The organism is Nitrosomonas europaea, from assembly GCF_900167395.1.
In the GTDB taxonomy this organism is placed as follows: Bacteria; Pseudomonadota; Gammaproteobacteria; order Burkholderiales; family Nitrosomonadaceae; genus Nitrosomonas; species Nitrosomonas europaea.
Map to the genome: position 1 here is coordinate 117,039 of NZ_FUWK01000001.1, position 23,710 is coordinate 140,748.

Sequence of the window (23,710 nt, forward strand, 5' to 3'; positions counted from 1 at the left end):
TCAGGAAAATACGGCATCATTTACCGGTATTCAAAACAAAAGACCACCGTTTCACTACGATTATCGAGTGAACCAATCAGTACTTTCTCAAAGATTCTTTAAGGATTGAAGCTGGAATTCTATCAAGTGATGGTGAAATTTACTATCTGGCTGCGAAATATAAAACCTGAACTTGCTAATACCGCTAAAAAGAACAGGGTACTTCGAGAAATTCCGAAGTACCCTGCAGTTTTTGAACGATCAGTGATCAGTGCTTGATTGAAGGAGCACTTGTCACTCTCTCTTCAGATGCAGATGAAATGACCTGGCCCGAAATATCCGATGGCAGCATTTCAGGTTTATATTCCAATGCAATCTCCAGTACCTGATCAATCCATTTTACCGGCTTGATGTTCAGTTTACTTTTTATGTTTCCGGGAATTTCACTCAAATCTTTCATATTATCTTCAGGAATCAGCACAGTACTTATCCCGCCACGATGAGCCGCCAGGAGTTTTTCTTTGAGTCCGCCGATTGGAAGAATCTCTCCTCTAAGCGTGATTTCCCCAGTCATCGCAACAGATGCACGAACGGGTATACCAGCCAGCGCTGATACCATTGCCAGACAGATACCAATACCAGCACTTGGCCCATCCTTGGGTGTGGCACCTTCAGGCAGGTGAATGTGAATATCATTTTTCAGGTAGAAATCATCTGATATCCCCAGAATTCTTGAACGGCTTCTGACCACAGACAGCGCCGCCTGGATGGATTCCTGCATGACTTCACCCAATTTACCGGTTGTAATCGTTTTCCCTTTACCGGGTAACACTACCGCTTCGATCCTCAGCAGTTCTCCACCCACTTCTGTCCACGCCAAACCTGTAACCTGACCGACTTGATTCTTTTCATCAGCCATACCGTAGGTGTAACGACGCACACCAAGATATTTACTAAGGTTGCGCGAATTAATGATTATCTTTTCCTTGCTCTTCTTAACCAGCAATGTTTTAACGACTTTTCGGCAGATCTTGGATACTTCTCTTTCCATCGAGCGTACTCCCGCTTCCCGGGTGTAGTAGCGAACAATGTCACGCAGTGCGGATTCAGAAATGGACAGTTCATCTTCGTTCAAACCATGATCCTTCATCTGTTTTGGCAGAAGATAACGTTTTGCGATATTCAGTTTTTCATCTTCGGTATAACCTGAAAGTCGAATGACTTCCATACGATCCAGCAGTGCAGGAGGAATATTGAGTGTATTCGCAGTCGCAACGAACATAACATCCGACAGATCATATTCCACTTCGATGTAATGGTCCACAAACGTGCTGTTTTGCTCCGGATCAAGTACCTCCAGCAAAGCTGATGAAGGATCACCCCGGAAGTCCATTCCCATCTTGTCAACTTCATCCAGCAGAAACAACGGATTTTTGACACCGACTTTCGTCATGCTCTGCAAAATTTTTCCAGGCATGGAGCCAATGTAAGTCCGACGATGTCCTCTAATTTCAGCTTCATCCCGCATTCCTCCCAGAGACATACGGATAAATTTGCGATTCGTGGCGTGAGCAATGGATCGGCCCAATGAAGTTTTACCAACCCCGGGCGGACCGACAAGACAAAGGATGGGCGCTTTGGATTTGGCAACTCGCTGTTGTACTGCCAGATACTCGACGATTCTTTCCTTGACTCTTTCCAAACCATAATGATCTTCATCGAGGATTGACTCAGCCTGTTTCAATTCTTTACTGATTTTGGTCTTTTGCTTCCAAGGCAAAGCAACCAATGTATCGATATAATTTCGCACGACGGTTGCTTCTGCTGACATAGGAGACATCAGCCGCAGTTTTTTCAGTTCTGATTCAGCCTTGGCAAGTGCTTCTTTGGGAAGAGAAGCTGTTTTTATTTTTCTTTCGATTTCTTCAAGATCGGCACCATCTTCCCCTTCTCCCAGCTCTTTCTGGATAGCTTTCACCTGCTCATTCAGATAATAGTCACGCTGACTTTTTTCCATCTGGCGCTTCACTCTGCCGCGAATGCGCTTTTCCACTTGGAGAATATCCAGCTCAGCTTCCAGCAGGCCAAGCAATCGTTCCAAGCGTGGCTGAACGTCAAAAATTTCCAGAATTTCCTGCTTTTGTTCCAGCCTTAATGGAAGATAGGCCGCAATCGTATCAGCCAAACGCCCGGCTTCGTCAATACCAGTCAAAGAAGCGAGAATTTCCGAAGGAATTTTTTTGTTCAATTTGACATACTGGTCAAATTGAGAAAGAAGCGCGCGCCGTAATGCCTCGATTTCCGGGGTGTCCGTTTCCTCGATCCTGACCTGAATAGTCTTTCCCGAAAAAGAGGTTTCAGAATCACTGAATGATTCAATTTTTGCCCGATAATTTCCTTCTACCAGTACTTTGACTGTACCATCAGGCAATTTCAGCATTTGCAGAATGCTCGAAACACAGCAAACCCTGTAAAGGTCCTGAGGGGCTGGATCATCTTTGGCCGCTGATTTTTGTGCGACCAGCAGAATGTTCGTCCCCGCTTCAGTAGCGACTTCCAGAGCTTTGATAGATTTCGGACGCCCCACAAACAGCGGGATCACCATGTGAGGAAAAACGACTACATCACGCAGCGGAAGCAAAGGTAGATCCAGCTCGCTTGATTCTCCAGCGTCGATAATATCTGATGTCATGTCATTTACTCCTTACAGGGAACATGGATCGACGAAGTATGGTGACATTTTGAAAAACCAAGTGTATTTACCACGTGTTAAAAAATTAAATCTCAACAAAGAATTAGTGCTTATTTCGAACTCCTGGCCAGCTTGGGTTTTTCTGCATAGATTACGATAGGCTGAAGTTCATCGTGATTAGACCCACTCTCAATGACCACTTTAGAGACATTCTCGATCGAAGGCAGGTCATACATGATATCCAGCAGCGTCTCCTCAAGTATTGAACGCAATCCCCGCGCTCCGGTTTTACGGGAAAGCGCTTTTCTGGCGATTGCAACAAGCGCCTGTTCGCGAAATTCCAGCTCAACCCCGCCTTCCATGCTGAACAGCTTGTTATACTGTTTGATCAGTGCATTCTTAGGTTCGACCAGAATCTGAATCAAAGCAGCTTCGTTCAATTCACTTAATGTTGCCACCACCGGCAGGCGCCCGACAAACTCTGGAATCAAGCCATATTTGATCAGATCCTCAGGCTCGATATCTTTCAGGATTTTGTTTAGTTCTTTGCGATCATTCTGATTGATGACATCTGCGCCAAAACCGATACCGCTTTTTTCAGAACGTCCCCGTATGATTTTATCGATACCGTCAAATGCACCACCACAAATGAAGAGAATATTGGTGGTGTCGATCTGGATAAACTCCTGATTGGGATGTTTGCGTCCACCCTGGGGAGGTACCAAGGCAGTTGTTCCTTCAATCAGTTTAAGCAGCGCTTGCTGTACACCTTCCCCCGAAACATCCCGGGTTATCGACGGGTTATCCGATTTGCGTGAAATTTTGTCTATCTCATCGATGTATACAATTCCACGCTGAGCTTTTTCCACATCGTGGTTACATTTTTGCAGCAGCTTCTGAATAATGTTTTCAACATCTTCACCGACATATCCGGCTTCTGTCAGTGTGGTTGCATCAGCGATGACAAACGGAACATCCAGTAACCTTGCCAGTGTCTGTGCCAGCAAAGTCTTGCCGGATCCGGTCGGCCCGATCAGCAGTATGTTGCTTTTGGAAAGCTCAACATCGTCACCGTTGTTGACTTTTGACAGATTTTTTAACCGTTTGTAATGATTGTAGACCGCAACGGAAAGTATTTTTTTTGCAGATTCCTGTCCAATGACATATTGATCCAGCGTTTCGCGGATTTCATGCGGGGTTGGCAAACTGGTTTTAGCCAGCTTGGCAGTTTCATCGACCTGAATTTCCTCACGAATGATATCGTTACAAAGATCGATACACTCATCACAAATGAACACGGAAGGCCCGGCAATCAGTTTCCTGACTTCTCGCTGACTCTTTCCACAAAAGGAACAATACAAAAGTTTCTCGTCGTTTGTTTTCTCGGACATCATTCCACCCCGCAATCATCGAACGAATTCGCCCCATTATTCAGCAAGGGCAACTTGGTTTTACTCCTGTTTCACTTCTCTGCTGGTCAATACTGCATCTACCAAGCCATACTTTACTGCAGCCTCTGCACCGAGAAAATTGTCACGGTCAGTATCTCTCTCAATTGCTTTGACCGTTTGACCGGTATGTTTGGCCATAATTTCATTCAAACGGCTTTTCAACGCCAGAATTTCCTTGGCATGTATTTCTATATCAGATGCCTGTCCCTGAAATCCACCCAGCGGCTGGTGAATCATGACACGCGAGTTAGGCAGGCAATAGCGTTTGCCTTTAGCGCCCGCAGTCAGCAGAAAAGCGCCCATGCTAGCCGCCTGACCTACACAAAGCGTACTGACATCCGGCTTGATGAACTGTATGGTGTCATACACAGCCAAGCCTGCCGTGACGAGACCACCAGGAGAGTTGATATACAGGAAAATATCTTTCTCAGAATTTTCAGATTCTAAAAACAGAAGCTGTGCAATTACCAGATTGGCAGAAGTTTCTGTGACCGGTCCCACCAGAAAAATGATTCTTTCCCTGAGCAGTCTCGAATAAATATCATAGGCACGTTCCCCCCGGCCACTGGTCTCGATGACCATGGGGATCAGGCCTAATCCTGTAGTATCCAATCCGTTTCTCTCTCGATCAAACATTGGTTGCATGTGAATAACCCATCAATTCGTCGAAGGTAACACTTTGATCAATGATTTTGGCTTTATCCAATAACCATGATACGGCATTATCTTCCAGTATAAGAGGTTCAATTTCCTTGAGCCGTTCCGGTGATGCGTAATGCCATTTGATGACCTGCTCAGGATTTTCATAACCCTGAGCATACTCCTCGATAAAACTTCTGACCTGCTCAGGTTTGACACTTAATTCATGCGTATCAATCAGCTTGGATAAAATGAGGCCCAGTCTGACACGTCGCTCAGCTTTTTCCAGAAATACATCTCCTGATAAACTCTGATCTTTACGAAAGCCGCGTGCTGCACGTGAATTTTGCATTTCTTCTGCCAACCGATCGGCTTCCTGCCGGATCAGAACCTTGGGAACCTGTATCAAAACCTTATCCAGCAAGGACTGCATGACCTGCTCTTTGAGTTTTGTACGAATGCGCTGACTGATTTCACGCTGAAGATTGGCTTTGATTTCCGATCGCATTTTGTCGATATCACCCTCCGCAACCCCCAAAGATTTGGCAAATTCACCATCCACCTCCGGTAGCTTTGGGGCTTCAAGCTTATTGAGCCTGATGGTAAAGCTTACCTTCTTTCCGGCGACGTCCTTCCCCGGATAATCCGCAGGAAAAGTCATATCAAACGTTTTTTCCTGCCCCGCAGTCATGCCTAGAATGGAAGACTCGAAATCCTCCAGAAGATGACCGTTTCCAAGGATGACACTATAGTCATCAGCCTGACCGCCGGGAAATCCTTCTCCATCGAGAACCCCTCTATAATCAATTGTGACCCGATCACCTGTTTGTGCCGGACGATCTGTCGGCTCATAAGTTGCCCGCTGTTTACGCAGAATATCCAGTGTTTTCTGGATTTCTGCATCCCCAATCTGCAGAACAGGTTTGTTTACCGTAATCGAGCTTAAATCGCCCAGTTCAATATCAGGGTAGATTTCAAAGGTTGCACGAAACTCATAGCTTGTTGCACCGTTTGCGTCGGAATTTCTCGATTCAAAACCTGGAATACCTGCAACACGGTAATTTTCCTGGTTAACAGCATCGTTAAATTGCTGCTGCAGCAGTTCTCCCAGAACTTCATGCTCAACCTGGTGACCATATTGCTGGGCTACGATTTTCAATGGAACCTTGCCCGGACGGAACCCCTGAACCTTGACTTTGGGAGCCAAACGCTTCAGTCGCACACCTACTTCAGCTTCAACCTTTTCCCGCGAAACAGAAAGTTCAATATTGCGCTCCAGTGGATTGGAGGCTTCCCCTTGTGTCTGCATCTATTTTCCTGAACTGATAAGTAACGTCAATTAAACAAGCGGTATGATCATGCCGCACGCCTCACGTTTGGCCGGATCATTTTCATGGTGCGAAAGGGGGGACTCGAACCCCCACACCTCATCGGCGCCAGAACCTAAATCTGGTGCGTCTACCAATTCCGCCACTTTCGCGTGCCGGGTCATTCAAAAGACAGCGGATCCATAACCCCACAAACCAGGGGCCGATTATTGCTCAATTACTGCTTTTACAGCCGTAACGGCTATCGTACGGCCGATCACACCACAACCCTTTGCGATTATACCCTCTTCCAACGGACATCACAGATTTCCTGCCTGTCATGCGCTCTGTTCTTTCTGACAGTCAAACGTTTTGCCGGTTATCCCAGCGCTGTTCGGCCCCATCAGAAAGAGATACGTTTCCATCAGATCTGTTGGTTTGGGCAATATACGATTATTGCTGCCTGGATGGGTTTTGGTACGCTGTGGTGTATCTACGGCACCGGGAATCAACGTGTTAATGCGCAAATTTGGATAAATTTCCCACTCCTCAGCCTGAATTTTAACCAGCACCTCCACTCCTGCTTTGGCCACTGCAAAAGCACCCCAGTAAGCTGCCGGAGTCTGGCCATGAGTATCTCCCGTCATGATCACACTGGCATCAGGAGAAGCATTGAGCAACGGAAAACAAGCACGCGTCAGCATGGCAGGTATCAGAAGATTGACTTGTATGATGGTCTGCCAATGCGCTGAGGTATGAAACGCAAGCGGCATCGGGCCGTAAGTCCAGGCGGCATTGTGCAAAATACCATCCAGTCTGCCAAGCTGAGAAGCAATTGCTTCAACCAGCTCCGTAATGCCGGCTTCAGTAGCCTGCTCGTAATCGAATGGCAAAATGATTGCCGAAGCTCTGCCAAGCGCTTCGATTTCATCATAAACCTGCTCAAGTTTCTCGGTTTTACGGCCATGTAAAATGACCGTGGCACCCTGTTCTGCATAAGCCAGAGCAGCAGCACGCCCGATACCCTGCCCTGCGCCCGTAACCAGGATAACCCGGTCTGCCAGCATATTCCGGTCATCCAGACAAGTTTTCAAAATATTCAATATAGTTATTCCAGCGCAACCGATAAAAAATCAAAAACCACAACGTCCGGTGTTTTACATACCGATCCGTTGTGGCTTATGACTAAAACAGATAGACCGACCGGTTTGGGCCGATTACATGTCCATGCCGCCCATGCCACCCATACCGCCCATACCTGCGCCTGCTCCAGGTGAATCTTCTTTCGGAAGCTCGGCAACCATGGCATCCGTCGTCAGAATCAGCCCGGCAACCGATGCAGCATTCTGCAAAGCGGAACGGGTTACTTTGGTCGGATCCAGAACACCCATGGCAACGAGATCGCCATACTCACCTGTTGCTGCATTGTACCCAAAAGTGCCTTGACCTTCCTTGACCTTGTTAACGACTACAGAAGCCTCGTCACCGCAGTTGGTCACGATCTGGCGCAGTGGCTCCTCCATTGCACGCAGAACAATTTTGATACCGGAATCCTGATCATGGTTGTCACCCTTGATCTTGCTGACAGCATTGATTGTACGCAGCAATGCAACTCCGCCTCCCGGAACGATACCTTCTTCAACGGCCGCACGTGTCGCGTGCAAGGCATCTTCAACGCGAGCTTTTTTCTCTTTCATCTCTACTTCAGTAGCAGCGCCCACTTTGATCAGAGCTACACCACCCGCCAGCTTGGCCACACGTTCCTGAAGCTTCTCACGATCATAATCACTGCTTGCTTCTTCAATCTGCTTGCGAATCTGTGCAACGCGCGCTTCAATGGTTTTGACATCACCTGCACCATCAATAATGGTGGTATTTTCCTTGCCGACTTCAATACGTTTGGCCTGGCCCAGATCTTCCAGTCTGGTTTTTTCCAGAGACAAACCAACTTCTTCAGCAATGACGGTACCGCCGGTCAGGATCGCGATATCTTCCAGCATGGCTTTGCGGCGATCACCGAAACCAGGTGCCTTGACTGCACAGGTTTTGAGAATACCGCGAATGTTGTTGACCACCAGTGTGGCCAGCGCTTCGCCATCGACATCCTCAGCAATGATCAGCAAAGGTTTGCCGGCTTTTGCCACTTGTTCCAGTACCGGCAGAAGATCACGGATATTAGAGATTTTCTTGTCGTGCAACAGCACAAAAGGGCTTTCAAGTGCCGCAATCTGTTTGTCTGCACTACTGACGAAGTAAGGAGAGAGATAACCACGGTCGAACTGCATTCCTTCCACCACATCCAGCTCATTTTCCAGGCCGGAACCATCTTCAACGGTAATGACACCTTCCTTGCCAACTTTATCCATTGCTTCAGCGATGATTCTGCCGATTTCCGTATCAGAGTTGGCGGAAATACTGCCAACCTGAGCAATTTCTTTGCTGGTGGAGCAAGGTTTGGATAGTTTTTTCAATTCTTCTACTGCACCGGTCACTGCCTTTTCAATGCCGCGCTTCAGATCCATCGGGTTCATTCCCGCTGCAACGTAACGCATACCTTCTTTGACGATGGATTGTGCCAGTACCGTCGCGGTCGTCGTGCCATCACCCGCAGTATCCGAGGTTTTGCTGGCGACTTCCTTGACCATTTGCGCACCCATGTTTTCGAACTTGTCTTTCAGTTCGATCTCTTTGGCCACCGATACACCATCCTTGGTAATGGTCGGGGCGCCATACGAGCGTTCCAGCACGACGTTACGGCCTTTAGGGCCCAGAGTCACTTTAACTGCATCTGCCAGAACGTTTACGCCACTGATCACAGCCTGGCGCGCTGAATCACCAAATCTTACTTCTTTAGCTGCCATATCTTTTCTCCTGATTTCAGTTGATTATTCAACAATCCATTAACCTTCAATCACACCCATGATGTCTTCTTCACGCATCACCAGGAACTCTTCACCTTTGATTTTTACGGCCTGGCCGGCATACTTTCCAAAAAGCACCCTGTCGCCGACTTTGACTTCCAGCGCACGGATCTTGCCATCTTCACCCGTTTTTCCTTTGCCAACGGCAATAATCTCACCCTGATCCGGTTTTTCCGCCGCGGTATCAGGAATGACGATGCCGGATGCTGTCTTGCGTTCTTCCTCCAATCGCTTGACAATTACACGATCATGCAAAGGGCGGATATTCATAGTCCTTTTCTCCTACAATGATTAACGAAAACGATAAGAAATCTGATTTTTTGATTCAGTAGTTTCAGCGCTTATCGAGCACTATCCATCCAGACAGATTATTAGCACTCAACAGCAACGAGTGCTAATAATAGAGACTATCATAAGGAATTTCAAGCCCGTGAACGATAAAAAATCAGCTATGCGCAGTCACCGTGTCGTCTGGCACCCCTGCACCCAGATGAAACATCATGAAGAATTTCCTCCTGTACTGATTACCAGAGGGGAAGGCGTGTGGTTATACGATGCAGACGGTCAGCGCTATCTGGATACCATCAGTTCCTGGTGGGTCAATCTGTTCGGACATTGCAATCCGCGCATCAATGCAGCCATCATCGATCAGCTCGGCAGGCTGGAGCACACCATGCTGGCCGGATTAACGCATGAGCCGGTCGTCGAGCTGTCGGAACGGTTGAGTACGATCACCCCGGGCAGTCTGAGCCATTGCTTCTACGCCAGTGACGGTGCATCGGCCAATGAAATCGCACTCAAAATGAGTTTCCACTACTGGCAGCAAAGTGGTTTCCCCGAAAAAACTCAATTCATCAACCTGCAAAATGGCTACCACGGAGAGACACTGGGCGCTTTATCGGTCACAGATGTGCCCATTTTCAGACAGGTGTATGCCCCGCTGTTACGCCCTGCACATCCGGTACTCACACCTGACTGGCGTTTTGCCGAAGCAGGAGAAACCCCGGAAGCGCATGCATTGAAGGCTGCTGCCGCGCTGGAAAGTTACCTCACGCAACACCATGCCAGCACAGCGGCACTGATTCTGGAGCCACTGGTGCAGGGAGCGGCCGGGATGGGAATGTACCACCCGGTCTATCTGCAAAAAGCCCGGGAAATCTGTGATACTTACCGGATTCATCTGATCACGGATGAAATTGCAGTAGGGTTTGGCCGAACAGGTACCCTGTTTGCATGTGAACAGGCAGCAATTACGCCAGACATCATGTGTCTTGCCAAAGGGTTGAGCGGAGGATATCTGCCACTGTCAGTCGTCCTGACCAATGACACAATTTATCGCGCCTTTTACAGCGATCAAACCAGTCAGGCTTTTCTCCATTCACACTCGCACTCGGGTAATGCGCTGGCCTGCCGCGCTGCTCTGGCCACGCTTGATATCATTGAACAAGATAATGTAATTGAAACGAATCGCCACAAAACCAAGTTTCTCAATCAGTGTTTGCAGTCCGTCCGGACACATCCAAACGTCAGGCATTTTCGTAACTGCGGTATGATCTGGGCGTTTGAGGTAGACAACCCCAGACCGGATTTCACAAACAGGTTTGCGCAAATGGGGCTGGAACGCCAACTCCTGATACGCCCGATGGGAAATTCGGTCTACATCATGCCGCCGTACATCATCAACGAAGAAGAAATGGAGTTCATGGCCCAGGCTATTCTGAACATTCTCAACGAGATATAAACATCCATGCAGATCACTTTTCTAGGCGGTGCAGGAGAAGTCACCGGGTCATGCTACCTGGTTGAAACGGCAGAAGTACGTTTTCTGGTGGACTGCGGCATGTTCCAGGGTGGACGGGATGCAGATCACAAAAATTATACTGCGATCAATTTCAATCCGGAAACGATCGATTTCGTTTTGCTGACCCACGCCCATGTGGATCATTCCGGACTGTTGCCACGCCTCGCCGTACTGGGTTTCAGAGGGCCTGTCTACATGACCCGGGCGACTGCAGACCTGCTTGCCATCATTTTGAAAGACAGTGCACACATTCAGGAAAAAGAAGCTGAATGGTATACAAAAACGGCTTTGCGTAACAAACGTCCGTCGGGTCATAAAAATACACCACTGTATACGGTTACCCAGGCTGAAGCATTTCTCAGGCAAATACGGGGGATCGATTACGATGAGACCTGTCAGCCGCATCCCTCAGTACGCTGCCGATATCGTGATGCAGGACACATCATCGGCTCAGCCATCATCGAAGTCTGGCTGAAATCCGGTTCGCAACGAAAGAAAATCGTATTTTCGGGTGATTTGGGGCAGCCAGGCCATCCGATCGTACGTGATCCGACACTTATCGAAGAAGCCGATTATCTGCTGGTCGAATCCACTTACGGTAACCGCCGCCACCGCAGCATGCAGGATACCCGGGATGAACTGGTTGAAATCATCTGCCGGACATTTCTGCAAAAACACGGCAATATCATCGTGCCAGCCTTTACCGTCGGCCGTACTCAGGATCTGTTATTTCTGCTGGCCGATCTGCAGCGCCAAGGATGCCTGAATGCTATGGATGTCTATGTGGATTCGCCCATGGCGCTGGCCGCTACGGAAATCACACTCAATCACAGTGAACTGCTCGACAAAGAAACCATCGACACCATCCAATGGCACCGCCAGCATAATGAAAACCTGCGCATCCATTTTGTGCAGGAAGTCGAGGATTCGATCCGGCTCAACCACACCCGATCCGGTGCAATCATTATTTCCGCCAGCGGGATGTGTGATGCTGGACGTATCAAATATCATCTGAAATATAACCTGCCCAGACCTGAATGCAGTATTTTGTTTACCGGCTTTCAGGCAGCCGGGACGTTGGGGCGCAGACTGGTAGATGGCAACAAAAGTGTCCGCATTTTCGGGGAACAGATTCCCGTGCGGGCGTCGATCCATACCGTCGGCGGACTCTCCGCCCATGCCGATCAGCAGGATTTGCTGGACTGGCTGAAAGGATTCAGCCGTCCCCCTTTAAAAACTTTCATTGTTCATGGTGAACCCGGCAATGCCGAAGTTTTTGCCGAAGTCGTCCGGAAACAACTGAAGTGGCCGGTAAGTATTCCTCAGCGCATGACAACTGAACGACTGGACTGATTCCACCCTCAGCAGAAAATGGAATCAGTAATTTCGTTATCGGATTCTCTTCTGGAAATTATTTGGTTTTGCTGTTTGCCAGAATGAATTCAGCCAGACGTTGTGCCGGTTCACCGGTAATATTGGGGAAGGAACTCATTGTCATGCCCCCTTTATTAACCTTCTCGATGATGGCTTCTTTGGTAGTCATCTTGGAACTGAGAATCATCACCTTGCCATCTGTTTCCGGTTTATGGCATTTGGTACAGTTCGCATAAAAAATATCTTCGCCGCTGGCGTCAGCCGCTGGTGTGTAAGTATCCGTTTTCGCACAGCCCGCCAATCCGATTACCGCAGAAACCACCAACAATCCGATCATTTTGTTCATTTTTCTCTCTCCATTGACAAGGGCCATCATTATAGCCGCTATCTGCCCTGACTTAATCATCACGACAAAACATCATGCGATGCATTTGCAAGAATTGGTGATAGTATTTTCAGCCCGGTTACCTGCGTAACCGCTGAAAAATAAACTCTTCCTGCTATCAGAACAGTTCATGAAAATTGCCACGTGGAACGTCAACTCACTCAAGGTTCGATTACAACAGGTGATCGACTGGCTGAATCTCAACCAGCCGGATATATTGTGCTTGCAGGAAACCAAGCTTCAGGACGAATTTTTCCCGATGGATGCCATTGCACAAGCAGGCTATCGCTCGATCTATATCGGGCAGAAAACATACAACGGCGTAGCGTTGCTGAGCAAAGAAACGGGGGAAGATATTTGTACAGCGTTGCCCGGTTTCGATGATATGCAGAAAAGGCTGATTGCAGCAACTTACGGAGATTTACGCGTTATTTGTGCTTACGTGCCGAATGGCGAGCATGTGGATTCGGAAAAATACATTTATAAACTGGAGTGGTTGTCGCAATTGAATCGCTTTCTGCAGCAGCAACGGGCATGTTACGGCAAAGTGGCATTGTTGGGAGATTTCAATATTGCTCCGGAAGATCGTGATGTCTACGATCCAGAAGCCTGGCGAGGACAGGTACTGTGCAGTGAACCGGAGCGGCAAGCTTTTCGCGGATTACTCGATACCGGATTCGTTGACAGTTTCCATCTATTCGAACAGCCGGAAAAAACCTATACCTGGTGGGATTATCGTATGATGGCTTTCCGCCGCAACCGGGGATTACGCATCGATCACATTTTGCTGAGTCATGAAATGGCAGATCGCTGCACCATCTGGCAAGTAGACAAGCTGCCCAGAAAACTGGAACGGCCGTCAGATCATGCGCCGGTACTGGTGGAGCTGGCGTAAGCATCAGAGTCGCAACGTTTGCAGTTTAACAAATCAGAATGGCATGAAAGGTTTAGAGCATCAATGATTATCGGATTACCCAAAGAAACGAAAGCGGATGAGTATCGGGTCGGGCTAACTCCAGGCAGTGTGCATACACTGGTCGGACGCGGGCACCGGGTTCTGGTCGAAACCGGGGCGGGAGCAGGTAGTGTGATTTCCGATCAGGATTATCGTGCTGCCGGGGCGGAAATCGTTACCCATGCCGGGGATGCCTGGGCAGCAGAACTGGTGGTCAAGGTAAAAGAGCCCACTGAACCGGAATATCAGTACTTACGGAAAGGTTTGCTGCTGTTCACCTATCTGCATTTGGCTTCCAACAGAACTTTGACCGAAAAACTGCTCGCCACTGGCGTCAGTGCGATCGCCTACGAAACCGTGCAGACTGCATCAGGTGCATTACCGCTGCTAACACCCATGAGCGAAGTAGCGGGACGCATGGCCGTGCAGATTGGTGCAACCTATCTGCTGAAAACACAAGGTGGCCGGGGTGTTCTGATGGGTGGTGTGCCGGGAGTTGCTCCTGCCAACGTAGTCATTCTCGGCGCGGGAGTAGTCGGCACCAATGCCGCAACTGTCGCCGCCGGCATGGGTGCGATGGTAACAGCACTGGATATCAATCATGATCGCCTGAAAGCGTTGGACGATCGTTTCTCCGGGCGACTGCAAACCCGCTACTGCGATACGGTCAATGTACGCCAGGCCGTTTATGAGGCCGATCTGGTCATCGGTGCGATTTTGATTCCCGGCGGACGCTCGCCCTGGCTGGTGACGCGGGAAATGTTGCCACAAATGCGCACAGGTTCAGTGATCGTTGATGTAGCGGTCGATCAGGGAGGGTGCGTAGAAACGACTCGCCCCACCACACACAGCAATCCCATTTTTGAAATCGATGGCGTGTTGCATTACTGCGTTGCCAATATGCCCGGTGCGGTACCGCGCACCAGCACTTTTGCACTGAACAATCAGACCGCCAGTTATGTTGCCACGCTGGCAGACAATGGACTGGCTGCCTTGCAAAATAACCAGGCACTGATGAACGGCCTCAACACCCATCGTGGGCAGGTAACCCATCCGGCAGTGGCGGAAGCCTTCGGGCTATCCTATGCATCTCCCCTGGAAGTACTGGTCGCCTGAAAAACCGGAAACAGGGTATGCAGCTTGCGGTAGCCATGCTGCCAGCCCTGAACGGTTTTGTTGAACTTCAATGCCAGGGCATGACTGGAATCACCGAAATACTGTTTTGTGGTGAACCTTCGATGACGCGGTCACTGTAAGTGAGATAGATCAAAACGTTGCGTTTGGCATCATAGAAACGCACCACCTGCAGGGTTTTGAACAGTAGTGAAGTGCTTTTCTTGAATACCTCATCACCATCCGATTTACCGTTTTTTATCTTCTCCGAAAGCACGATCGGCCCCGTCTGGCGGCAAGCGATAGAAGCATCCGACTTATCTTCAGCCACCCCCACCGTACCGCTTATCCCGCCGGTTTTTGCCCGGCTCAGATAACATGTTGCGCCGGCCACTTCCGGATCATCAAAGGCCTCCACCACGATTTTGTCATTGGCTCCCAGAAACTTGAACCGGGTCGATACACTACCGATGTCCTCTGCCAGCAATGGCAGAGAATACGAAGTGACAATCGCCGCCATCCCGATCAGCATGCCTCGTTTTGCCCAACCTGCAAAATCAATCCGGCCAGCTCTCTTGTTTGCCTCGTGTTTCATGGTAGCCCTCCTGTTTTTCAATAGCGATATGATGACAAAGTGATAATCCTGAAATTTTTAGAATCATATAACATCGCTTCATGATACAGGTTGAATATGGATTTATACCCGGACTTCAGATTTTACAAACCCGGATGTCGGTAGCCGGTTACACCAGGCCGATATGGCAGATTTTGCGGTACGCCATGCTGGAAGGATTGCCATCCTTGATTTTTCTTGTGGTGTAACAATAGCTGAGCAACCTGGGCATAGTAGCGTACTGCAGAAAAGCCCATCACCAGCCGGGATTTTCCTCCTCAATCCAGCAATTCAGTAAGTTACGGGCAGCAGGGATGATCTCTGACGCCACCATGCCCAGCGGCCCGTTCTGCTGTTTCAGCAATACATCTGCTGCTGCACCATGCAGATAAACGGCCAGCAGCAGTGCGTTTTCCGGGAGCAGCCCCTGTACCAGCAGCGCACCCAGAAAACCCGAGAGAACATCACCAGTACCAGCACTGCTCAACCCGGGATTACCGCTGGTATTGAAATGACAGTGGCCATTCGGAAAAGCACAGATACTCCCGGCTCCTTTCAGGACGACAGCACAATTGAACTTCCGGGCGAGATTTCTGGCTGCCTCCAGCCGGTTTCGCTGGATTTCAGTTACGCTTGTATTCAGCAGGCGAGCTGCTTCTGCCGGATGCGGGGTAAGGATGGCTGGTGCTTTGCGCGCCTGGAGTGCGCTGCTCAATTCCGTATGCTGCGCAATCAGATTGAGTGCATCGGCATCCAGCACCAGAGGCAGGCAGGTTTGCAATGCCCGCTCCAGACAAATGCAGGCGGCGATTTCGCTACCGAAGCCGGGGCCAATGACCAACCCCTCCAGAAAATCCGGGTTAAAAAAATCGGAGGGCGAACGCAGCATCAGCTCGGGCTGAACCGGATCCACCACCGGTACATCATCCTGTGCCAGCAGCCCCAGATAAACCCGCCCCGCCCCCAGTTTGAGTGCAGCCCGCCCGGTCAGCAGGGCTGCGCCGATCATGCCGGTGGCACCACCCAGAATCCCGAGCCTGCCATAAGTACCCTTGTGACTGTTGGCTCGCCTTGGGGAAGGCAATCTCTGAACAATGCCTGCTCTGTCGAGCAGCCAGTTTTGTGGCGGAATCAGCGCAGCAACATCCAGTTCCAGATCACACACCACGATTTCGCCGCAGTAATCACAGCCGTCATGTGTCAGCAGACCTGGTTTGAGTGCGATGAAGGTGGTCGTGATAGCTGCTTTGACTGCCACATCCGGCACCCGGCCGGAATCACTGAGCAGACCGCTGGGAATATCGAGCGCAAGCACCGGCAGATTGAGCTGGTTGATCTGCCGAATGAGCTGCCGGTAGCTTTCTGCCAGCAGACGTGTTTCGTTCAGGCCGATCCCGAACAGGCCGTCGATCGCCGCATCCCATTGACCACCGTCCGGAAGCTCCGGAATTACCGTTCCGCCAGCCGATTGCCACTGTTCCAGTGCTTGCCTGGCATCCTGTGGTAATCGTTCAGCCTCACCGGTGAGTACCAGTGTGACCTGTCTTCCCCATTCCCGCAGATGGCGAGCGGCCACCAGCGCATCACCTCCGTTATTGCCCGGCCCGGCCAGAATCAATATCCGTTGCTTGTCATCCGTCAGCAATCGGGTATGAGCGACCTTTGCAGCCGCCAGCCCGGCTTTTTCCATCAGGGGCGGCGAATGGGGCACGGATAGTACAAGTGATTCTATTTTGCGGATTTCGGCAGTGGTGTAGATGGGCCTGGTATTCATCTGGCAATAATCTGGTGACAGGTGTACTCGTGTAAAATCATGTTTTTTATTCAATTGACTGGTAAATTCCGATGCTGCAATTTTGCGGGCGCAATGCGCTTTCCCCCTTTCGTCTGGAACGCCTGCTCCATTCAATTCAGGCAATCGTACCGCAAATTTCCGGCATTACTGCCAATTACCGCTATTTCTGCCAGGTTCAGCGTGATTTGACGCAGGAAGAAACCAATCGACTGCGGCAGTTACTCGACGTCGATGAAACAGAGGCACAGCCCTTTCCGGATAGCAAGCTGTTACTGGTGGTACCTCGTCCCGGCACGATTTCTCCGTGGTCTTCCAAAGCGACCGATATTGCTCATTGCTGCGGCCTGAACGGAATCGAACGGCTGGAGCGCGGTATTTCCTTCGAATTGCGCTGCCAGGTAACGCTGCTGCCCGCACAACTATCCCGAATCGAAGCATGCATTCATGACCGCATGACTGAAGTAGTACTGCACTCACTGGCTGAAGCCACCCTTCTGTTTCACCATTCAGAACCGGGAATGTTGAATGAAATCGATCTGACAGGCCGGGGAATCGACGCGCTGTTGCAGGCCAACCGGGAAATGGGGCTTGCATTGTCTTCTGACGAAATCGATTACCTGCTGGATTATTTTACCCGTATCCAGCGCGACCCCACCGATGTCGAACTGATGATGTTTGCGCAAGCCAATTCGGAACATTGCCGGCACAAGATTTTCAATGCCGACTGGATAATCGATGGCGTACAACAACCGCATTCGCTGTTTGGCATGATTCGGCATACCCATCAAAGCCATCCCCAGCACACGATCGTTGCCTATTCGGATAATGCCGCAATTCTGGAAGGGGAAATCATCGAGCGGTTTTACCCCGGAAAAAATGATCAATATGGCTACGCACCGGAGCTGACACACTGGCTGGCCAAAGTAGAAACACATAACCACCCGACGGCGATTTCCCCCTTTCCAGGTGCAGCCACCGGGGTGGGGGGTGAAATCCGCGATGAAGGCGCAACCGGATCCGGTGCAAAACCCAAGGCGGGACTAACCGGATTCAGTGTCTCCAATTTGCGGATTCCTGAAGCCATACAGCCCTGGGAAACCAACGCTTATGGCAAGCCAGGACACATTGCCTCCGCACTCGACATCATGCTGACCGCACCGATTGGCGGCGCAGCTTTCAATAACGAATTCGGCCGTCCGAATCTGGCAGGCTATTTTCGTACTTATGAAGTGGAAATCAACGGCCGGATGCGCGGCTACCACAAACCCATCATGCTGGCTGGGGGTATCGGCCAGATTTCCGCGTTGCATACTGCAAAAGAACCTTTCCCGGAAGGCACGCTGTTGATTCATCTGGGAGGGCCGGGCATGGCCATCGGGCTGGGTGGTGGTGCCGCTTCCAGCATGGATGCCGGTACGAATGAAGAAGCGCTCGATTTCAACTCGGTGCAGCGAGGCAATGCAGAAATACAACGTCGTGCACAGGAGGTGATCGATCGTTGCTGGCAACTGGCGCGCAGCGGGCAACCCAATCCGATTCTGGCCATTCACGACGTCGGCGCCGGCGGGCTTTCCAACGCCCTGCCCGAGCTGGTACACGATGCCGGGCGGGGGGGTCGGTTTGACCTGCGCGCAGTTCCTTCCGACGAACCCGGAATGTCACCCATGCAGATCTGGTGTAATGAAGCACAGGAACGTTATGTACTCGCTATCCGGCCGGAATCTCTTTCCCTGTTCCAGGCCATCTGCGAACGTGAGCGCTGCCCGTTCGCTGTGGTCGGCGAAGCACTGGCAGAGCTCCAGCTGATCGTGACGGATGAACGTTCATCCACTCATCCAGCCGATATGCCCCTGCCCGTATTGTTAGGCAAACCGCCCAAAATGGTGCGTGATGTCAAACGCATCCACCCTGACCCTGCTCTGCTGGATAAAACCGGTATGCAGCTGCAGGAAGCTGCCCGCCGTGTTCTGCGCCTGCCGGCCGTGGCAAACAAATCCTTCTTGATTACGATCGGTGATCGCAGCGTAGGTGGCCAGACTGCACGGGACCAGATGGTTGGCCCGTGGCAGGTTCCGGTGGCCGATGTCGCGGTTACCACCATGGGCTTCCAGACGTATTCGGGTGAAGCATTCGCGCTAGGTGAACGTACGCCGCTGGCTGTGATCAATGCGGCTAGTTCAGCACGCATGGCGGTAGGAGAAGCGGTTACCAATCTGGCTGCTGCCGCGATTGCCGGCCTGGGAACCGTCCGGTTATCCGCCAACTGGATGGCCGCAGCAGGACACCCGGGCGAGGATGTTGCCCTGTATGACGCTGTGCATGCCGTAGCGATGGAATTGTGCCCCGCACTGGGAATCAGCATCCCGGTAGGCAAGGATTCATTATCGATGAAAACTGCCTGGCACGATGATCAACCCAAAGAAGTCGTTGCGCCGCTCTCCCTGATTATTTCAGCATTTGCCACAGTATCCGATGTGCGTAAGACGCTCACGCCGCAACTGCGTACGGATAAAGGCGAAACGAAGCTGATTCTGATCGATCTCGGCAATGGCAAAAACCGTCTCGGCGGATCGGCACTGGCTCAGGTTTATACCCAGTCAGGCGACGATACGCCCGATCTGGAAAGCCCGGAAAAACTCAACGCTTTTTTTGATGCGATTCAAACACTCAATGGCAGCGGATTGCTGCTGGCCTACCATGATCGCTCTGATGGCGGCCTGTTCGTCACGTTATGCGAAATGGCCTTTGCCGGACATTGCGGTATCACCCTTGCACTCGATTCGCTGATTTCACTGAGCGCTGAGCCGGATGATGATCGGGATGGACAAGTGCTGTCCACCTTGTTCAATGAGGAACTCGGTGCTGTCATCCAGATCGAAGCTCGACATCATGACGCAGTGATGACCATTCTGGCGGATGCAGGGCTGGGGCACATCAGCCATACGATCGGCAGTCCGAACCGGCAGGATGACATCACGTTGATGGTTGATGGCGGAATCGTATTCCAGGAAAAGTGTGTGGCGTTGCAGCGTATCTGGTCGGAAACGAGCTTCCGGATGCAAAAATTGCGCGATCATCCCGAATGTGCACAGCAGGAGTTCGATCAGATTCTGGACGTGGACGATCCGGGGTTGCATGCACAACTGACATTTTCACTCACTGAATCTGTTGCTTCTGCACCGGCTATACTTGCCAGCCGTCCTGCAGTCGCGATTCTGCGTGAACAGGGGGTGAACGGTCATGTGGAAATGGCAGCCGCTTTCGACCGCGCCGGATTCGATGCAGTAGACGTGCACATGAGTGATATTTTATCCGGGCGGGTGAAGTTGGCCGAATATAAAGGATTGATTGCCGGAGGGGGATTCTCTTATGGCGATGTGCTTGGTGCAGGCCGGGGATGGGCTCAGTCGATTTTGTTCAATGCACGGGCACGAGATGAGTTTGCAACCTTTTTTGCGCGCACAGATACCTTTGCTTTAGGCGTATGCAATGGTTGCCAGATGATGAGCCACCTGCAGGCGATCATTCCGGGAACGGCTCACTGGCCCCGTTTTGGACGTAACCGCTCCGAGCAGTTTGAAGCACGTTTTGTCATGGTCAGAATTGGAACCAGCCCTTCGTTGTTTTTCGATGGCATGGCAGGCAGCCGCTTGCCGGTGACCGTTGCCCATGGTGAAGGGCTTGCGGTATTCCGGGATGCCGAGCAACTGCTTGCGGCACACCCCTATGTTGCGTTGCAGTTTGTCGATAATCGGGGCACGCTTACCGAAACCTACCCGCTGAATCCGAACGGTTCACCCGCAGGCATTACCGGTATGACTTCAGCCGATGGCCGGGTGACGATCCTGATGCCACACCCGGAAAGAGTTTTCCGTACCGTACAGCATTCGTGGCATCCTGACGATTGGCCGGAAGATTCTCCCTGGATGAAAATGTTCAGAAATGCCCGTAAATGGGTCGATTGATCGATTCAACGCAACGTTTTCCATCACTCGTTTTTACAAATTCCTAATAAAGAAAGATGACAATGATCGATTTCAAGTCTGACTGGCGGCTTGCCATAAGCGGTTTGTTGTTGCTGGGGGGAATGATGAATGTCTCCGATGTTTCTGCCCAAACCGGATCAGGAAAAAAAGCCGTTTCTGCAAGTGAGCAAACTACCCGGAACGCATGTGTCCCGGCCGCAAGCTGGGTAATCCCTGGCAAGGGAGAAACGACGCTCTCCAGCGTGATGGCGTCAGTAAAAGATAAATCAGTCGTGTTATTGGGCGAAACCCATATCAACCCCGAGCATCATCGCTGGCAGTTGCAGATGCTGGCTACCTTGTATGCTGCCCGCCCGGATATGGTGATCGGCTTCGAGATGTTTCCACGACGGGTACAGAAAATTCTGGATCAATGGGTGGCAGGTGAGCTGACGGAATCAGAATTTTTATCCCGATCCGAATGGCAGTCGGTCTGGAGTACCGATGCGGGTCTATATCTGCCTCTGTTTCATTTCGCACGGATGAATCGCATCCCGATGCGTGCACTCAACATCGATATTCACCTGAGACGGGCTGTCACCGCCAAAGGATTTGACGGCGTACCGGAAAAAGACAGAGAAGGCGTCACCCGGCCAGCCCCGCCTGCACCGGAATACCTGGAATTTCTACTGCCGATTTATATGCAACACGGCCGCGCCCCTCAGAAAACGGCCGAAAAAAATCAGAAGCCGAACCATTACGACCCGGATTTTCTGCGGTTTGTCGTCAGTCAGCAGTTATGGGATCGGGCAATGGCACAGGAAATTCATGCCGTGCTGAGCAGTTACGACAAACACAAGAAACCGCTGATAGTGGGGATCATGGGATCCGGACATATCCTGAAAGGATTTGGTGTGCCACATCAGTTGAAAAACATGGGTGTGAAAAAAATAGTTTCCCTGCTGCCATGGGATACGAACCGGCCCTGTAAACTACTGACCGACCGCTATGCAGATGCGGTATTCGGCCTGGCTCCGTTTACACCGGAATCGGGCTCCCCTTTGCAACAACGTCTCGGGATCGGTTTTGAATTCAGCAAGAAAACCACAGGCGCTCACGTACTGCAGGTCGAACAACAGAGTATTGCCGAATCTGCCGGATTACAGGCCGGGGATGTGATTCTCGAAATGGCTGGCAGTACACTCAAGGAAAGCAACGATGTCATCGATGCGGTCAAGCGTCAGGCACCGGGTACCTGGCTGCCTCTGAAAGTGATGCGGGAAGGCATGATCACTGAAATCATCGCGAAATTCCCACCATTAGCGAAATAAAACAGAAAATCAGACCTTTTCCTGTAACGATTTATAGAGTGTGAAATCAAGCTGGTGCCGCTGCAGCAATTTATAAAACTCCGTGCGATTGCGTTTGGCCAGCTTGGCTGCCTGAGTCACATTTCCGGCAGTAATTTTCAGTATCTTGACCAGATAATCTCTTTCAAACTGTCTGCGGGCTTCATCGAATGACGTCATCTGCTCTTCATCCTTGTGCATGGCATCACGGACAAGCTCACCGGAGATGAGCGGCACCGCACTCATGACGACACTTTGTTCGACGACATTCATGAGCTGCCGAATATTACCCGGCCAGGAGGATGCCAGCAGAAAGCTGATCGCTTCCGGGGAAAATACATTGATATCTTTCTGATGTTTCTCGGCAAATACACGCAGAAAATGATTGGCCAGCAGGGGAATATCTTCACTGCGCTGGGCAAGTGAGGGAATCGTCAGCCCCACCACGAAAAGCCGGTAATACAGATCTTCACGAAAATTTCCCGCCTGGATTTCCGATTTCAGATCCCGGTGCGTAGCGGAGATGATGCGCACATTGATTGGAATACTCTGGGTGGAACCAACAGGCCGGATGACTCTTTCCTGCAGCGCATGCAACAGTTTTGCCTGTAACAGCAGAGGCATGTCACCGATCTCATCCAGAAACAGACTGCCACCATCAGCCAGCTGGAATAATCCCTTATGATCCCGCACAGCACCGGTAAATGCACCTTTGGCATGGCCAAACAGCTCGGATTCCAGCAGTTGTTCCGGAATGGCCGCGCAATTGATGGTAACGAACGGCTGATCACAACGTCGGGAAGCCTGATGAATGGCACGGGCAAGCAATTCCTTGCCAACACCGCTTTCACCGGACAGCAGCACACTGGCATCCCCTTGCGCCACTCGGCCTACTTTTGCAAGCAGATCTTCCATGACCGCGCTCCGGGTAACGATGGTCTTGCGCCATGAGGAAACGGGTGTCGTGCTGGAAAGCGTTTCAACGGCAGGGGCAAGATTGAGGGCGCGTTCAACCTGACCCAGCAGAATTTTAGGATCGTAAGGCTTGGTGAGATAGCCAAAAATCCCGCGTTGCGTCGCTGCCACGGCATCCGGGATAGTACCGTAAGCAGTCAAAATGATGACCGGCAGTGTCGGAATGTTGCGATGGATGTACTCGAACAGCGCCATGCCATCGAGACCGCCCATTTGCATGTCACTGATAACGAGATGGGGACGGGAAATGTCGAGATAATTGATTGCTGCCTCAGTACTGTCTGCAAGCGTGGTTTCATACCCGGCTGCCGTCAGACGGATGGAAAGCAGTTCAAGCAAATCCCTGTCATCATCCACCAGAAGAATTTTCTTGTCTTGTATCATTTGACTTGTTGA

At 50.7% G+C, this 23,710-nt stretch carries 17 protein-coding genes and 1 tRNA gene; 6 read left to right on the top strand and 12 right to left on the bottom strand.

Annotated elements, in window-relative coordinates:
* Positions 1 to 247 precede the first annotated feature (247 nt).
* The 8 genes from lon to groES all read right to left on the bottom strand — a co-directional run bounded on the left by lon (position 248) and on the right by groES (position 9,259).
* Positions 248 to 2,671, bottom strand: coding sequence for an endopeptidase La (gene lon, locus B5D58_RS00530; protein ID WP_011110685.1), 2,424 nt, complete (start codon positions 2,669 to 2,671; stop codon positions 248 to 250).
* 110 nt (positions 2,672 to 2,781) lie between these two features.
* Complete coding sequence (gene clpX, locus B5D58_RS00535; RefSeq protein WP_011110684.1) at positions 2,782 to 4,062, bottom strand: ATP-dependent Clp protease ATP-binding subunit ClpX; 1,281 nt, start codon at positions 4,060 to 4,062, stop codon at positions 2,782 to 2,784.
* Positions 4,063 to 4,122: 60 nt separating this feature from the next.
* Positions 4,123 to 4,767 carry an ATP-dependent Clp endopeptidase proteolytic subunit ClpP gene (gene clpP, locus B5D58_RS00540; protein WP_011110683.1) on the bottom strand — a complete coding sequence of 215 codons (645 nt, stop codon included), beginning with the start codon at positions 4,765 to 4,767 and terminating at the stop codon, positions 4,123 to 4,125.
* Positions 4,751 to 6,070 (bottom strand): trigger factor, encoded by a 1,320-nt coding sequence (gene tig / locus B5D58_RS00545; RefSeq protein WP_011110682.1) that lies wholly within the window; start codon positions 6,068 to 6,070, stop codon positions 4,751 to 4,753. Before tig ends, clpP begins: the two co-directional genes overlap by 17 nt.
* An 85-nt stretch (positions 6,071 to 6,155) precedes the next feature.
* A tRNA-Leu gene (locus B5D58_RS00550) sits at positions 6,156 to 6,241 on the bottom strand.
* Between the two features lie 165 nt (positions 6,242 to 6,406).
* Positions 6,407 to 7,171 carry an SDR family oxidoreductase gene (locus B5D58_RS00555; protein ID WP_041356253.1) on the bottom strand — a complete coding sequence of 255 codons (765 nt, stop codon included), beginning with the start codon at positions 7,169 to 7,171 and terminating at the stop codon, positions 6,407 to 6,409.
* A gap of 114 nt (positions 7,172 to 7,285) precedes the next feature.
* Positions 7,286 to 8,929 carry a chaperonin GroEL gene (gene groL, locus B5D58_RS00560; RefSeq protein WP_011110680.1) on the bottom strand — a complete coding sequence of 548 codons (1,644 nt, stop codon included), beginning with the start codon at positions 8,927 to 8,929 and terminating at the stop codon, positions 7,286 to 7,288.
* A gap of 39 nt (positions 8,930 to 8,968) precedes the next feature.
* Positions 8,969 to 9,259: a co-chaperone GroES gene (groES, locus tag B5D58_RS00565; RefSeq protein WP_011110679.1), complete on the bottom strand. Its 291-nt coding sequence runs from the start codon at positions 9,257 to 9,259 to the stop codon at positions 8,969 to 8,971.
* A gap of 160 nt (positions 9,260 to 9,419) precedes the next feature.
* Between groES and bioA the strand changes: the two genes are divergently transcribed.
* A complete protein-coding gene (gene bioA / locus B5D58_RS00570; RefSeq protein ID WP_011110678.1) occupies positions 9,420 to 10,730 on the top strand; it encodes an adenosylmethionine--8-amino-7-oxononanoate transaminase in 1,311 nt (436 codons plus the stop codon).
* Positions 10,731 to 10,736: 6 nt separating this feature from the next.
* On the top strand, positions 10,737 to 12,143 hold the full coding sequence (locus B5D58_RS00575) for an MBL fold metallo-hydrolase RNA specificity domain-containing protein (protein ID WP_011110677.1): 1,407 nt from the start codon (positions 10,737 to 10,739) through the stop codon (positions 12,141 to 12,143).
* Between the two features lie 58 nt (positions 12,144 to 12,201).
* Here B5D58_RS00575 and B5D58_RS00580 read toward each other — a convergent pair whose 3' ends face one another.
* Positions 12,202 to 12,510, bottom strand: a complete 309-nt coding sequence (locus B5D58_RS00580; protein ID WP_041356250.1) for a c-type cytochrome — start codon at positions 12,508 to 12,510, stop codon at positions 12,202 to 12,204.
* Positions 12,511 to 12,679: 169 nt separating this feature from the next.
* Here B5D58_RS00580 and xth point away from each other — a divergent pair, with 169 nt between their 5' ends.
* A complete protein-coding gene (gene xth, locus B5D58_RS00585; protein WP_011110675.1) occupies positions 12,680 to 13,444 on the top strand; it encodes an exodeoxyribonuclease III in 765 nt (254 codons plus the stop codon).
* A gap of 63 nt (positions 13,445 to 13,507) precedes the next feature.
* A complete protein-coding gene (gene ald, locus B5D58_RS00590; protein WP_041356248.1) occupies positions 13,508 to 14,620 on the top strand; it encodes an alanine dehydrogenase in 1,113 nt (370 codons plus the stop codon).
* A gap of 67 nt (positions 14,621 to 14,687) precedes the next feature.
* Here ald and B5D58_RS00595 read toward each other — a convergent pair whose 3' ends face one another.
* Both B5D58_RS00595 and B5D58_RS00600 read right to left on the bottom strand, forming a co-directional pair.
* Complete coding sequence (locus B5D58_RS00595) at positions 14,688 to 15,212, bottom strand: CreA family protein (RefSeq protein WP_011110673.1); 525 nt, start codon at positions 15,210 to 15,212, stop codon at positions 14,688 to 14,690.
* Positions 15,213 to 15,486: 274 nt separating this feature from the next.
* A complete protein-coding gene (locus tag B5D58_RS00600; protein WP_011110672.1) occupies positions 15,487 to 17,004 on the bottom strand; it encodes a bifunctional ADP-dependent NAD(P)H-hydrate dehydratase/NAD(P)H-hydrate epimerase in 1,518 nt (505 codons plus the stop codon).
* A gap of 71 nt (positions 17,005 to 17,075) precedes the next feature.
* Here B5D58_RS00600 and purL point away from each other — a divergent pair, with 71 nt between their 5' ends.
* The gene (purL, locus tag B5D58_RS00605) at positions 17,076 to 20,990 is read left to right on the top strand and encodes a phosphoribosylformylglycinamidine synthase (protein WP_011110671.1); all 3,915 of its coding nucleotides are present in this window, start codon (positions 17,076 to 17,078) and stop codon (positions 20,988 to 20,990) included.
* Positions 20,991 to 21,046: 56 nt separating this feature from the next.
* Positions 21,047 to 22,321 carry a ChaN family lipoprotein gene (locus B5D58_RS00610; RefSeq protein WP_143023651.1) on the top strand — a complete coding sequence of 425 codons (1,275 nt, stop codon included), beginning with the start codon at positions 21,047 to 21,049 and terminating at the stop codon, positions 22,319 to 22,321.
* A 9-nt stretch (positions 22,322 to 22,330) separates the two neighbouring features.
* On the opposite strand, the gene B5D58_RS00615 is transcribed toward B5D58_RS00610, so the two are convergent.
* Entirely contained in the window at positions 22,331 to 23,698 is a 1,368-nt protein-coding gene (locus tag B5D58_RS00615; protein WP_011110669.1) for a sigma 54-interacting transcriptional regulator, read from the bottom strand.
* Positions 23,699 to 23,710 lie beyond the last annotated feature (12 nt).

Excerpts from the sequence above, each read along its gene's own strand:
- tig (WP_011110682.1), bottom strand. The coding sequence starts at position 6,070 with ATGCAGACACAAGGGGAAGCCTCCAATCCACTGGAGCGCAATATTGAA.
- B5D58_RS00595 (WP_011110673.1), bottom strand. The coding sequence starts at position 15,212 with ATGAAACACGAGGCAAACAAGAGAGCTGGCCGGATTGATTTTGCAGGT.
- B5D58_RS00600 (WP_011110672.1), bottom strand. The coding sequence starts at position 17,004 with ATGAATACCAGGCCCATCTACACCACTGCCGAAATCCGCAAAATAGAA.
- clpP (WP_011110683.1), bottom strand. The coding sequence starts at position 4,767 with ATGCAACCAATGTTTGATCGAGAGAGAAACGGATTGGATACTACAGGA.
- ald (WP_041356248.1), top strand. The coding sequence starts at position 13,508 with ATGATTATCGGATTACCCAAAGAAACGAAAGCGGATGAGTATCGGGTC.
- groL (WP_011110680.1), bottom strand. The coding sequence starts at position 8,929 with ATGGCAGCTAAAGAAGTAAGATTTGGTGATTCAGCGCGCCAGGCTGTG.
- purL (WP_011110671.1), top strand. The coding sequence starts at position 17,076 with ATGCTGCAATTTTGCGGGCGCAATGCGCTTTCCCCCTTTCGTCTGGAA.
- B5D58_RS00580 (WP_041356250.1), bottom strand. The coding sequence starts at position 12,510 with ATGAACAAAATGATCGGATTGTTGGTGGTTTCTGCGGTAATCGGATTG.
- B5D58_RS00575 (WP_011110677.1), top strand. The coding sequence starts at position 10,737 with ATGCAGATCACTTTTCTAGGCGGTGCAGGAGAAGTCACCGGGTCATGC.
- B5D58_RS00610 (WP_143023651.1), top strand. The coding sequence starts at position 21,047 with ATGACAATGATCGATTTCAAGTCTGACTGGCGGCTTGCCATAAGCGGT.
- xth (WP_011110675.1), top strand. The coding sequence starts at position 12,680 with ATGAAAATTGCCACGTGGAACGTCAACTCACTCAAGGTTCGATTACAA.
- lon (WP_011110685.1), bottom strand. The coding sequence starts at position 2,671 with ATGACATCAGATATTATCGACGCTGGAGAATCAAGCGAGCTGGATCTA.
- groES (WP_011110679.1), bottom strand. The coding sequence starts at position 9,259 with ATGAATATCCGCCCTTTGCATGATCGTGTAATTGTCAAGCGATTGGAG.
- clpX (WP_011110684.1), bottom strand. The coding sequence starts at position 4,062 with ATGTCCGAGAAAACAAACGACGAGAAACTTTTGTATTGTTCCTTTTGT.
- B5D58_RS00615 (WP_011110669.1), bottom strand. The coding sequence starts at position 23,698 with ATGATACAAGACAAGAAAATTCTTCTGGTGGATGATGACAGGGATTTG.